Below are 14321 nucleotides of genomic sequence, written 5' to 3' on the forward strand. Positions count from 1 at the left end.
GCGAACGAGATGTCTCGCTGTACTGGCTGGCGTTGTACTGAGCTCGGCGCTAGCCGGCTGCGGCGGCGGAGAAGACTCCGCCTCCACGGCAACGTCACAGCAACTTTCATCGGCACAAGCGAACGAGCAGAAAAAGCCCGCGGACACGCTGCGCTGCGCCCCTTGAGCCTCTGTTGATCTCCTCCCCACGCCATCGCCCACAGGTCATCCACATGCAATCTAACGACAGACGCAATTTCCTCCGCACCGCCACCCAGGCCATGGGTGCCGCCGCCGCGCTCACGGTGCTGCCGCCGAGCATCCGCCGCGCGCTCGCCGTGCCCGCCGCCGTAGAGACGGGCACCATCAAGGACGTCAAGCACATCGTCATCCTGATGCAGGAAAACCGTGCCTTCAATCACTACTTCGGCACGATGAAGGGCGTGCGAGGCTTCGGCGACCGCTTCCCGATCCCGCTCGAAAGCGGCAAACCGGTGTGGTACCAGTCGGATGGCACCAAGGAGATTCCGCCCTTTCACCTGGACAAGCAGACCATGAACGCACTGCTGGTCCCGAGTACGCCGCACGCGTTCTCGGATGCGCAGGCAGCCTGGAACCAGGGCAAGTTCGGCATGTGGCCCAAGTACAAGAAGCCCTACTCGATGGGCTATTACAAGCGCGACGACATCCCCTTCCAGTTCGCGCTGGCCGAAGCCTTCACCATCTGCGACGCCTACCACTGCTCCATCACCACCGGCACGGATCCCAACCGCATCGTCTTCTTCTCGGGCTCCAACTTCAATCCCGAGCTGCGCGCGCAAGGCATCAACTGCACCGATACGGACGGCGAGCCGAACAACCTGCGCTGCTGGATCACGGGCGCGCTGCCGACGCCGGGCTACACCTATGCCGGCTCGTCCTTCCGTTGGCCGACGATTCCCGATGTCCTGCAAAAGGCCGGCATCCGCTGGCGCATCTACCAGAATCCGAACGACAACTGGACTGGCGCGATGCACGGTGGCCTGGCCTTCGATTCGTTCCGCACGGCGCAGCCGGAGTCGCCGCTGTACAAGGAAGGCATGAGCCTGTGGACCATCGAGGACCTGCAGCGCGACGTGATGAACGGCACGCTGCCCGAAGTGGTGTGGGTGCTGCCGACCAAGCTACAGTCGGAACACCCGGGCGCGCCTTCCAGTCCGCAGCACGGCGGCAACTTCACGGCCCAGGTGCTGAACGCACTCACGTCGAACCCGGACGTCTGGAGCAAGACGGTGTTCTTCCAGACCTTCGACGAGAACGACGGGCTGTTCGATCACCTGCCGCCGCCGGCCGTTCCCTCCTACAACCTCGACGGCACGCTCGCGGGCAAGTCGACGCTGCCGCTGGCAGGCGAGTACTTCTCAGACCCGGCGCGCAAGTACCTGCATCCCGAAGACACCATCAGCGGCAACGTGCGCCCGTGGGGGCTGGGACCGCGCGTGCCGATGTACGTGGTATCGCCATGGAGCAAGGGCGGCTGGGTCAATTCGCAGACGTTCGATCATTCGTCGGTGGGGCTGTTCCTCGAACAGCGCTTCGGCATCACCATTCCCGCCATCAGCCCCTGGCACCGCGCGGTCTGCGGCGACCTCACCTCGGCCTTCGACTTCGCCACGCCTAACGACCCGAAGTTCCCGGCACTGCCCGACACCAGCGACTACGCGATCATCGAAGCCCAGCAGAAGACCATGCCGGCGCCGACGCCGCCCGCCACGCCGCAGCCGTTGTTCCAGGAAGCCGGCACCCGCTTCTCGCGCGCGCTGCCCTACGAGCTGCACACCAGTGCGCGCGTCGACAGTGGGGGCCGCAGCGTGACGCTGCTGTTCGCCAACAGCGGCATGCAGGGCGCGGTGTTCCATGTCTACGACAGGCTGCACCTGGACCGCATCCCGCGCCGCTACACCGTGGAAGCGGACAAGACCTTGTCCGACGCGTGGGACGTGGTCGCGGACAACGGCAAGTACGACTTGTGGGTGCTCGGGCCGAACGGCTTCGTCCGGCATTTCACCGGCACCGCGGCTGCCAGCGGCGCGCTGCCGGAGTGCCAGGTCTGCTATGACCCGAAGAACGGCCAGTTATACCTGCATATGCGCAACCAAGGCAACGCCGCGTGCACCGTGACGGTAAAGGCCAACGCGTACCGGAACGATGGCCCGTGGACGCTGACCGTACCCCCGGGTGGCGAGGTCGTGGAAGAGCGCTGGTCGCTGGAACGGAGCGCGCGCTGGTATGACTTCAGCGTCGTGCGCGCGGACGACGCGAGCTACCTGCGGCGCTTTGCCGGCCGCCTCGAAACCGGCAAGGACAGCGTCAGCGATCCGGCCATGGCGACGCCCGCCGTATGATCGGCGGCGCTTAGAAGAGGGCCAGCGTTGCCCTCAACCCGGGATGATGATGCCGCGCAGCCGCCGGTTTTTGACTCACCGTTTGGGTGCTCCCTCTCCCGCTTGCGGGAGAGGGTTGGGGTGAGGGCCGGCGTGTCGACGAAGTCAGGCGCTGGCATTAGCGACGCACGTCACATCGCGGAAGCCCCAGCCAACGCAGCTCTCCAAATCACCGCGTCACATCCAGCTCCCACCCCGGCTCAAGATGATCAGGGTTATTCGCCAGCCGATAACGCGGATTCAGGTTGATCAGCTCCCTTAACGCAAAGTTGCCCACCTGTTGGTCCTGCGTCATCGCCTCGGCCTGTGCCTGCGTTTTCTGCTCGTCCGACAGCAGCGTATCCAGGTTGGCACCGGCGATGCCCCACAGCGTGGAGTTGGCGGCGTTGCCTGCGCTGTAAGGCTGCACGCGCACCGTAGGCGGGTGCGCCGGGCGCTCCCTCGGTGGTTCCTTCGGTGGTTCCTTCGGTGGCTCCTTCGGTGGCTCCTTCGGTGGCTCCTTCGGCGGCGTGACATCGTCGCGCGGCGGTACCGTCGGCTGGGTGGCGGGCGTTGGCTGTGGCGCGTCCTTGCGCTTGTCCTCGTCCTTCAGCACTTCCGTCAGGATCTTGGCGCCGAAGTTGACGATCACCCCGCCGCCCAGCAGCACCAGCCCTTTAGGCATGGCACGGCCAAAGAATTCCCACTTCTGTGCCAGCCACGGCGTGACGGGCTTGTCCACCGCATTGGGATCGGCTTGCTTTGCCAGCCGGTTCTTCTCGGCGTTGATCAGCTTCTGTTCATTGCGCGATTGCAAATGCGCGCCGATGCCGAATACCGCCAGGCTGCCAGCCTCGATCGCCCCCACCACGCCACCGGTATGGACCATGTCGGCAACCGCCAGCGGCACCGCGCCGACCGAATACGCGTTCATCACGAACTTGCGCAGCCGCGCGCTCAGCAGCGCGGGCTGCGCCAGCCCGGTGTGGTAGCCCGCGCGCGCGGCAAAATTGACCGTGCTCAGCACCGAGTTGGCCGCCAGAAAGACCGCGCTGCTGTAGGTCAGCGGTTCGCCAAGCTGCGTGACGCCGTGCTCGCCGAACCACAGCATGGTATTGCCGTTGTTGACGGCAAGCGTGGTGAGCTGCAGCGTGTCGTTGACCCGCCCCGCGGGGGTGTCCGGCGTCAGGATCGACGCGCCGACCGTAGCCAGCACGCCCTGCGCCTCGCGGATCTTGTCGGCGGCCTCCGGCAGGTTCTTCTTGTCGGGGTTGTGCGCGTAGTCGTTGAGCTTGTCGAGGGCCTCGGAGAACTTCTTCTGGTTGGTTTCGTTGATGCCCCACACCGCGGTGCCCGGCTTCTCCGTCAGCGTACGGCGCAGCCAGGCGATATCGGCAGGCGTGTGGGTGCCAGCGCGCCGGATCACCTTGTTGGCATGCACGGTGCGCGCCATTGCCACGCTGCCGCGATAGATAAAGCAGCCGGCGCTGGTCAGCACCACGTTGGCGCCGGTCTGCGCCGAGAACGCCGCCGCGCCGGAGGCCGCGGCAAAGGTGCCGGCGGCCGACATCGTCAGCGCCGTGCGCAGCTTCCATGGCCGCGGACCATTGCTGCCCGGGGGCGGTGCATTGCCGCCACCGTGCGCCACGGTGGCACGCGCCACGCCGTCGTCCGGGGCACCGGACTGGCGCTGCACGGCTTCGTTGGCGCGCGCGGCCTGCAACATGCCGCCGATCATGCCGTGCACGGCGCTGCCCCGCCATTTGCCGGAGCCAGCCTCGATATGGGTCAGGTCGGCCACCTTGACCGCGCCGTCCGGGAACAGCGCCAGTTCCATATCGCCCAGGTAAAGCTTGCCGGCCTCCATGCTGCCGGCAAAGGCCTCCAGGTCCTGCCGCGACTTGCCGTTCAACAGCCCGGCCAGTTCGGGGCGCAACGTGCCGGCGCCGTCGAACAGGTCCTTGCTGCTGGCGGCATAGCGCTCATAGCCGATGGCCGGGCGGCCGAACACCTCGAACGATGGCGGCCCGTATGTGCGCACGGCGTTCAGTCCGTGCTCGCCGGCCTGCCTCATCGCCATGCGCTCGATGTGCACCATGTCGCCCAACCATGCCTCATTGGCGATACCGACCGCAAGGTCCTTGCCCAGCGCGAATACGGTCTTGGCGCCGCCACTGCCGAGCCGCGGCCCCAGGTAGGCTTCCAGTGCCACGCGCTCGCGCGTGCCGTCGGGCCGGCGCAGGAACACATTGCCGTGGTTGTCGATCTTGAAGCTGTGGTTCGCATACGGATCGGGCTGCGGCGTCAGCCGGCGCCAGCGGCCCGGCTGCGCCAGGTCGATCTGGCTTTTTGCCGGGTTGTCCGGATAGGCGCCGCGCTGCAGCGCGAACTCCGGCACCAGCACTTCGGCACCCGTCACGTCCGCGACCTGCTGGGCCAGCACACGCCCCTGCGGCCCGTGCGCACCATCGAGCGCCAGCACGATCGGCTGGCCAGGTTCCCAATCATGCGCGAGCTGCAGCGCCAGCTCATGGGCGCCCAGGCCCGTACCATCGTCGCCGCGCAAGCCGCCCGCGGGGTGTACAGCGCCAACCACCACGAGATGGTCCTCGGGAGCATTGACGCGCACCGTCGGCTCGCCCACCGCCACGTCGGCCCAGCGCCCTTTGGTGTTGTGCCACGATGCTGGCACGGGATCGCCGACGGTCTTGCCACTGTGCTGGCGCACCGGCTTGCCGCCGCTGGTCACCGCCACGATCGGCAATGCCGGCATCGCGCCGCGCATGCGGCCGGCGTCCTGCACGTGTACCGGTGCGCCCGACTTTGCCATGGTGGACGGGTCGCCGGCCACGCGCAGCCGCGCACCATACGCCAGGTCGCTGCCCGGGGCGCGGAACGCATCCACATCCAGCCGGCCGTCGGCGCCATAGACGCGCGTGTTCAGGCCGGTGGCCAGTTGCTGCACCAGCGACTCCACGCCATCCTGCCCGTAGCAGCCGTACAGCACCACCGGCATGCCTTCCTGGTAGTCCAGATGCGCGCGGATGCGGTCGATCACCGCCTGCGCATCGATCACGCGCGACTGGCCGTTGCCGCCGGCCTGCATCTCGATGCCGCCGAACAGTCCTTCCGCACGCACCGTGAAGTGCCCCGGGATCTGCGGCACCGATACCGCCACGGCTTCATCGCCAAAGGTCTTCTGCCCCGCCTCCTGCGCCAGGTCCAGGTCGGCGCGCCCGCGCGGGAACTGTTCGAGCTGCTGCAGCAGGTCGATGCGGCGGCCATCCTGCTGGCGCACCAGCGGCATGCCTGCGCGGAAATCGTCGGGCAAGGCCGCGCGGATATCGCCGTGGTAGCCGGGATTCAGCTCCACGCGCCCAGCCTGCGGCTTGTGCCCGTGCAGCGACAGCGGCATGGTGCCGACCACGCTGCGCGCGTCGACGCTGCCATGCCGTGCGGCCGCGCGCTGCGAAACGATGGCGATGCGGTAGTTGCCGCCCGCCTCCAGCGCCGGGGCGATGTCGCGCATCGCCTGCTGCAGCGACGTGTATGACGATTCCGGCAGGCCGCCGCGCATCGGCACGGACAGCCCGTCGCCATGCATCACCACGTAGTGCACGCCGGCCAGCCGCCCGCCGGATTCATGGATGCCATCGATGGTGGCTTCGATCGCCGAGCGGCCCGGCGCGCCGTCGCGCACCGACCAGTTGCCGTCGCGGATCGCGGGCCTGGCCGCCGCAGGCACCGCACGGGCCGTCTGGCCGCCATGCTCGCCATCGCCCGTGGTGCGCTTGCCTGACGGCAACTTCCCGCCGTGCGACACCATCGCTTCGGCAGCCTCCGCCACCGGCGTGCGCGCCACGCCGGGGCCTCCCGGCAGCGGCGAGCGCGCCGCGCCCGGGCCGCCCGGAGGGTTGCCGCCGGCGGCACGCGCATACAGCGCGATCACGGCCTGGTGGACTTCGGTCGAGAAGCCATCGACCGTCGCCACCTGCTCGCGCGAGACGCCATCGACGGCCCCCGCATCGGCCGCCGCCTGCAGCACGCGGCCCAGTTCCTCGGGGCTCTGGAAATGCTCCAGCATATTGCCCCGGCGCAGCAGAAGCGCCGAGACCGCATAGGCGGCCCAGTTCGACACGCTGGCGGTCACCACATGGTCCACCGGCACCACCGCGGCGATATTGCTGCCGTCCTTCGCCAGCGGAATCAGGCCGGTCACGCCGCCCATGCCGGCCTCGTTGCCGCCGTCGCCGATGCCCAGCGTCTCGACGTCCTTCATGGCGTTGGCTTCGATGATGATCTGGTCCAGCGCCGGATTGAACGCATCGATGCCGATGCCGCGCATATTGTGCTTGGTTCCGCGCGCGCTGCGCGACGGCAGCTCGATCGCCATCACGCGGTCCGGATTGATTTCCCGCAGCAGCGCCTGCGCGGGCTCAGCTGCGCTGTCGATGGGCGCGTCGAACACGCGGATATTGTCGACGGGCTCGCCCATCTCGCGCAGGATGCCTTCCAGGATCGGCTTGTTGGCCGAGTCCACCACATAGGTCACCTGCTTGCCGCGCAGACGCAGCGCGCGGCCCAGTTCCGCCGTCCCCGGCGGCCCGTCGGTCTCCGGCATGCCCTTGTCGACCGAGAAGCCGGTCACCAGCATCACGTTGTTGGCGCTCTCCAGCGAACTGGCCGCGCGATCCGCGCCGCCCGGCATGTAGAAGTCCGGCAGGCCGCGGCCGATGTAGTTGAAACTGATGCGGTCGATCGGGGTCATCCAGCGCCCGCCGTCGACCAGCGCCAGCGCAGCCGACACGTCGGCCGCCTCGCCAAACTCGGTCTTGAACACGCGGATATCCGGCCGGCGCCCCATCGCATGCGCCAGCCCCGACACCTTGGACGGCTGCCCGGTGGTGAAGACCATGGTCGGCAGGGTCTTGTCGTCGGGCACGCTTGACGGGTCCAGCGGCTGCGCCCGCACGTCGGCGCGATCGATCAGCCCCTGCTCGACCAGCATCTCCACGCCCTTGCGCGCCTGGTACTGCATCGGGTCGATCAGCTCGACGTCGCTGCGCCCCATGGCGTCGAGCTGCTGGCGCACCACCGTCTCCAGCGCCGGGTAATGGGTGCAGCAGAACCACAGCGAGGTGGCGTCTTCCGGGATGCGCTGCGGGTTGATGTACTTGGCCACGAGCTGGCGCAGCTTGTCGAGCTGCGGGCCTTCGGCCATGTGCATCAGGTTGTTGACCGCGTCGGCCCATTCCACCGCGGCGATCTCTTCGACGGTCACGCGGCCGCCGCTGGCCTCGCTGACGGCCTGCAGGTAGGCGTGCAGGTTCACGGTGCCAGGCGTCGCCACGATCACCGGCCGCGCACCGCCTTCGGTGACGATCTTGGGCGCGGTCTGCATGATCAGGTCGACCACCTTGGCCTGGTGCGTGCCCACCAGCGCATCGGGGAAGGCGGTGCAGGCGGTGTTGCAGGCGAACAGGTCGACCGCACCCTTGGCCTTCTGCGCCGCTACCACGCCCGCGTGGACCTTCTCTACCAGGTCGGGGCGCTCGCGCCCGCCGTAGGTGCCGGCGGCGTGGTCGGTGAAGGCCACCACCTGCACCGCCTTGCCGGTCATCGCATAGACATGGCGCGCGATGTTCTGCGCGGCCAGCAGGCCGCCGTTGCTGGAATCGAACGCGGTGATGACGATGGCGTCGTCCTGCACCTTGATGCCGAAGTCGGCCGGCTCGATGCCCTCCGGCAGGAAGCGGCGCTGGATGCCTTCGAACAGCGTCGCCATGTCGAGCCCGTCGGGCAGGCTTTCGGCCGCCTTCTGCAGCAGCTCGTACACGCCCTTCTGCACGGTCTTGTCGTAGCCGCGCACGCTGGTGGCTCCCACCTCCAGCGTGACGCCGTCGCGCGCCTTGTTGCGCGCCATGGTGTCGAGCAATGCGCCCACTTTGTTCGCGTCCGGCATGCCTTGCTGGTGGCCCAGCGCGCGCTGCACGCCAAAGCCGATCGCCTGCGCCGCCAGGTTGGAGTTCATGCCGGTGACCAGGTGGTCGGCGCCGACGGCGGACCAGATATCGGCAAGCTGGTCTTCCACCGCCATATCGCGCAGGATGCGGTCGCGCGCGGCGCGCATGCCGGCCTCGTTGCCATGGTCGCCGACGGCGATGGTGACCATGTCGGCCATGTCGTTGGCGTCGATCAGCAACTGGTCGAGCATGGCGTTGCCATGCACCTGCTCGCCGTTCTGCAGCCGGTACTGGTTGTTGGTGTTGCGCCCGGCCACTTCCACCGCCACCACCGCCTGCGGCTTGTGCATGGCCAGCAGCGCGCGCGACTGCTGCCCCGCGCTGGCAAAGTCCCTGGCTGAGAACGTCTCCACCCGTGCGTCGGGCTGGTTCAGGTCCTGGCGCAGCATCTTGCGCAGTGCGCGCGCATGCGCGCGGTCGGTGACGTAGACCACTTCCTTGCCGAGCGACGCCAGGTACGCGCCCAGCGTCGCGGCGCCCACCGGGCCGTTGGTCTCGGCGCGGCCGTGCGCGGTCAGCGGGCCGGTGACGATCATCACCGAATCCAGGTGCGCCAGCGCGCGCGCCGCCATCTCGGCTCCGTACGGCACGCCGATGTTCTCCATGCGGCCGTCGATCCACAGCACGTTGTCCAGCGGCGAGATCGCGTTTTGCTTCAGCGCCATGCGCGACACCGCGTCGGGCGCGTCGGCGGCATGCGCCAGCGCAGCAGGGCCGTGGCTGATGGTGGCGCGCTGCACGCCGCCGTCGCCGTCGTCATGGGGCCGGCGCGGCGCGCGCGCCAGCGCGATGTTGTTGCCGTTCTGGCGGCGGCGCGAGGCCGGCACCGGCACGTCAGAGCGCCGGTTTTCGCCGGCCTGCGTGCGCGCCGCGGAATCGGCCATGTAGCGCTCCATCGCCCGGTTGATGGCGCGGTCCATCATCCCCTGGATCATCCGATCCTGCATGATCGAGCCGCGCGTGGCCGCCATGTCGAATGCGGCGGCGGTGCTGAGCTTGACCGATTGCCACGGCGTCAGCCGCTGCGGCGTGCGGAGGTCGCGCGCGGGATTGGTGGTGGCGTCAGTGACCGGGCGGCCGCTGGTGGAGGTGCTTTCCGGCGTCGCGGGCCGGGAAACGCCGGGCGCCGTCTCACCGTCGGCATGCGTGCCGGAGCGGCCGGAATGGCCGTCGGCATCGGTGCGCGCAAGCGGCTGGCCGTCGGCGTCGTGTCCTGGCACGCTGCGGCGCGTGGCGGGCCGCGTGGTGGCAGCATCGCCCTCGCGGAACGACCCCAGCGCGTCCGGCGCCACGCCGCGCCCCGGACCGCCAAAGCCTCCTGCATCGCCGGTGGAGACGCCACGCCCGCGCATGGTCTGGTAGCCGTCGCGCACCGACTCGCCGATGCGCTTCTGGATCGCCATCGGCAGCATCTGCGTGGCGCCCATCAGCAGCATCGCGCCATTCTGCAGCTTCTCCGACAGGCTCATCTCGCCGCCATGCTCGGCGAACATCGCCGCCTGCTGTGCCGTCTGCACGCCGCCGATGGTAAAGCCCACGCCGTTGAGCACGCGGCTGGCATTGCCGTACTGGCTCGCGCTGCGCGTCAGCATGCCGCCGGCCATTTGCCGGATCGGGTTGGTGCTGCCCGCCAGCCGGGTGCCGGCGTTCATCGCCAGCGCGCCGCTCTTTGCCAGGCCCATGCCGCCCATGCCGGCCAGCGAGCCGGCCACGTTCAGCCACTGCGACATCGCCTCCTGGCTGTTGAACGGGTTGATCGAACGGCCATGGTCGGCGATGTTGTCGAGCTCGGCCCACGAGGTGCCGATGCCATAGCCCATGCTGCCCACCATGCCGACCCAGGCAGTGGCCACCAGCGGCGTCAGCGTGCCGCCCGAGGCCACCATCAGCACCCCGCCCGCAACCGCGCCCACCGCGGCCACGCCGAGGTTGACCCAGCCCCACACCTTCTCGCTGGTGGTGACGATATGCGCGTCCATCGAGGCATAGCTGGCATGGCCGTCGCTGCCCAGCTCCAGGTTGTCGGCAAAGTAGATGGTGCCGTTGTCGGCCAGCAGGTTGTTCTCCTGGAAGTCGCGCTTCGCGTCCAGGTCTTCCTTGCCGTAGACCGAGCCCTGGTCGTCCACCCACAGCGTCTTGCCGTCCTTGCCCTGGAACTCGAACACCGCGGTCTGGTACGGCACGCCGCCCGGCCCGGTCACGTACATGGGGATGGCCTTGACCATGGTGCCGGGCTTGGCATCCTCGGCGATCTGTTCCTTGATCGCGTTGGCGTCGCCCTGCGGCGCGCCCAGCTTGATGGCCTGGTCAAGCTTCTTGTCATCCGACGACGACGCGCTCAGGTCTTCCTTGCGCATCGCCAGGCTGTCGAAGGTCTGGCGCAGGATCTCGTCCTTGTCGAGCTCGAAGCGCTGGTTGGCTTCCTTGGCTTCATCGGTCTTGGCATAGTCCTCGCTGCCGCGCTGCACCGCATTGCGCAGGTACACGTCGGACATGACCGGTGCGTCCTTGGCGGACTTCAGCGACTGCTCGAACGCCGCCGACAGCCCGATGTGGCCTTTCGCGGCGGCGTCCTCGGCCCCGCCATAGATGCGCCCCTGGCGCGACGAGCCGCCCTGGTTCATCATCATCAGCATGCTGACGTCGTTGTCGCGATCGGTCAGCCAGCTTGCCGTGCTGGTGGCGGCAGAGCCCGTGCCAGGCTTGGCGTCCCGGTTGCCCGCGTAGTAGCCGGCATCGGCGACGTCCACCACCGCGGACAGGCCATGGTAGAAGTCGTCCCAGTCGTTGTAGCCCGGGGACTGGCTGTTGTTGCGCCCGGTCCAGTCGTTGCTGTACTCGGACTTGACCGTATCGAGCAACGTATTGGCGTCCTCCTCGATCAGGTGCGGCGCCACTTCCTGCATGTAAACGCCGACCTTGTCGGCATACATCTGCTCCTGCCCGATGATGGGCCGGCCCTCGTCGTCGTGGGTCTTGTTCTTCAGGTCCTTGTCCATCGACGCTTCGATCTGCCCCTTGAACAGGTCGCTGCTGAAGCGGTCGTTGTGCACATCGACGTAGCGCTGGCGCTCCTCGGGCGTCTGCGCGGCATCGGCGCCGGCCTTGCGGATCTGCAGCGCACCGGTCACGTCGCCGCTGTCGAGCTTCTGGTCGATGCCCCTGGTCATGGCATCCACGCGCAGCGGCGTGGAGCCTTCCATGAAGCCGAGCATCCGGTTCAGGCCATTGGCGGCCTTGTCGCGCTCGTCCTGGCTGAGCTTCGGGTCTTCGCTGCGCGCCTTGAGCTGCTCCACGGTGTAGCCGAGCAGGCCTTTCTGCGCGACGCCCTTGTCGTATTGCGCCTTGACCGGATCGTTCGCCGGCAGGTTGGCATCCGGTATCAGGCTGTCCGCGCCCAGCGACTTGACCATGACGTAGCCGGCGGGGTTGTGCTCCATCAGGTCGCGTTCGGCCTGCGGCAGGTCGCGCGGCGTGGCCGAGTTGGGATCGGTCTTGGCCTTGGGATCCAGCGTCAGCCCCTGCACCTGCGCCATCGCCAGCGTGGTGGGGTCGTGCTTCGCCAGGTCGCGCTCGAAATCGTTGGCCGGCGTCAGGTGCGCCATCTCGCCGGCCATGCGGCCGCGCAGGTCGACGCGGTCGATCAGCTTGTCCATGCCGCCGTCGGTGCCGTAGCGCTCCTTGAGGTCATTGACCGCCTGCTGACGGAATTCGTCGGGCACCTTGACGCCGTGCCCTGAATTTGCCGCCTTGACCTGCGCGTCGGCATCCGTGACCTTGCTGTTGGCCTGCGTGATGTCGTACGAGCGGTCGGCCATCGAGATGCTGCGGTCGTGCGGGGCGTTGCGCACGTCCCCCAGGCTCTTGTCGGCATCCTTCTTGTAGCCGTTGGCCGCGAGCGTGTCGATTTCCTTCTGCATCGTGTCGAGGAAGGTCTCCCCGGCCTTGACGCGCTCCTGCTGCGCCGTGGTCTGGGCACTGCGGGCCGCGACCAGCTCATCGTCCGCCGTGGGCTCGGCGTTGCGCACGCCGGACGGGATCTTCAGGTAGGCGGCCTGTGCTTCGCTGACCTTGGCGTTAGCCTTGTCTTCCTTCTCCTGCGCCAGCACCACGTTAAAGCGCGCGCCTTGCGTGTCGCGCGCCTGCTGCGTGTTCTCGGTCTTCAGGAAGTGCTTCTTGGTGTCGTCCAGGTTCAGCCTGACATTGGGGTCGTCATAGCGCTTGCTGATCTCGTCGGCCTTGGCCTCGACGGCGGCATTGACGTCCTTGCCGGTGGCCGCGGCGTTGTTGGCGGCCACGCGCAGTTCGTTCTGCACGCCGCCCATCACGTTGCCGTACTTCAGGCTGAGCGGCTGCCAGTCCTTCTCGGTCATGGCGCGGCCGTTCAGATCGTCGACCACCTTGTCGTAGGCGCCCTTGGCTTCCTTCTGCCAGCGGTCGGTCACGTCCTTCGCGTCGGTCGCCTTCTTGTTGCGCGCTTGCTCGGCGGGATCCGGGGCGGGGGCGTCGACCTGCGTCACCTTGGGCGCCTGCGCGCCGGTGGTGTTGGTCGTATAGAGGGCCGGCGCGGCGGTGACGGCCTGGGGCTTGTCGGTGCTGGCCGCCTGGTCAGCCGGTTTGGTCTGCTGCGCCTGCTGGGCCTGCTGCGTTTGCTGGTTATTCTGCGTGTCCTGCTGGCGCTGCTGTTCGCGCGCTTCCGCCGCGCGCTGCGCGCGTTCGGCGGCTTCACGGGCGGCGCGCTCGGCGGCTTCGCGCGCGGCTTCGGCGGCGGCGCGGGCCGCGGCTTCGGCTGCCGCGCGCGCGGCAGCCCGGATGGCATCCATGAAATCCAGCATGACGCGAGTCTCCAGGGGACGCCGGCGCCTGCCGGCATGTCAGTCGGTTGCCTGGGCGGTGGCAAAGCCTCCGCGCACGCGCGGACGCACCACGGCCATCATGCCGCCCGATTCTGCGCGCGGCGGCGCAACAAGCAAACTATGGGAATTCGTAGGACCCGGCGGCGCAGTGCCCGGTGGCGCCTACAGGCGGTTGTTGTCGAGGTCGGTCACCAGCATGCAGCCGGGCGCGTGGGTGATGCAGATCTCGGGGCGCGCCTCGCGGATCACGGCCTGGGGCGTCACGCCGCAGGCCCAGAACACCGGGATTTCACCGGCATCGATGGGCACCGCATCGCCATAGTCGGGCGCTTCGATATCGTCGATGCCGATCAGCGAGGGATCGCCGATATGCACCGGCGCGCCATGCACGTCGGGATAGCGTGCGGTGATCTGGGTGGCCAGGATCGCGTCGGCGGCCTTCAGCGGGCGCATCGACACCACCAGCTTCCCCGACAGCCGGCCCGCCGGGCGCGTTTCGATCGCGGTGCGGAACATCGCCACGTTGCGGCCCAGGTTGATGTGCTTGAGCGGCACATTGGCCGCCAGCAGCGCCTGCTCGAACGAGAACGAGCAGCCGATGGCAAAGGCGACGAAGTCGTCGCGCCACAGTTCGGTGATGCTGGGGGTCTCGTGATAGGCATTGCCGTTGCGATAGACGCGGTACATCGGCACATCGGTGCGGATATCGACGTCGCGGCCCAGGTTGCGGAATACGGGATCGCCGGGATCGGTCACGTCGATCAGCGGGCAGGCCTTGCGGTTGAGCGCGCAGAACTGCAGGAAGTCATAGGCCCAGTCGCGGGTCAGGATCACGATATTGGCCTGCACGTGGCCGCGCGCCAGGCCGCTGGTATGGCCGCGGTAGCGGCCTTCGCGGATCAGTTGGCGCAGTGCGGCGGGATCTTCGGGCAGGAGCGTGGCGGCGTGCTGGAGCGGCTGGTTCATGGTCGGCTGGAAAGCACGCCGGAGGGCGCGCAGGCTACGTTGACCAGTCGATTCTGGTTGCCGCGGCGCCCTGCCGTCCAACAAATCTTTCGGAT

3 protein-coding genes are annotated in these 14321 nt (G+C 68.2%); 1 reads left to right on the forward strand and 2 read right to left on the reverse strand.

Annotated features, from left to right (window positions below; translation table 11 throughout):
- Positions 1-212: 212 nt before the first annotated feature.
- Entirely contained in the window at positions 213-2363 is a 2151-nt protein-coding gene (locus AB1I47_RS09360) for a phosphocholine-specific phospholipase C (protein WP_354683467.1), read from the forward strand.
- A 208-nt stretch (positions 2364-2571) separates the two neighbouring features.
- On the opposite strand, the gene AB1I47_RS09365 is transcribed toward AB1I47_RS09360, so the two are convergent.
- Complete coding sequence (locus tag AB1I47_RS09365; RefSeq protein WP_354683468.1) at positions 2572-13239, reverse strand: LWXIA domain-containing protein; 10668 nt, start codon at positions 13237-13239, stop codon at positions 2572-2574.
- Between the two features lie 183 nt (positions 13240-13422).
- Positions 13423-14226 (reverse strand): putative hydro-lyase, encoded by an 804-nt coding sequence (locus AB1I47_RS09370; RefSeq protein WP_354683469.1) that lies wholly within the window; start codon positions 14224-14226, stop codon positions 13423-13425.
- Positions 14227-14321 lie beyond the last annotated feature (95 nt).

Source organism: Cupriavidus necator, from assembly GCF_040578825.1.
In the GTDB taxonomy this organism is placed as follows: Bacteria; Pseudomonadota; Gammaproteobacteria; order Burkholderiales; family Burkholderiaceae; genus Cupriavidus; species Cupriavidus necator_E.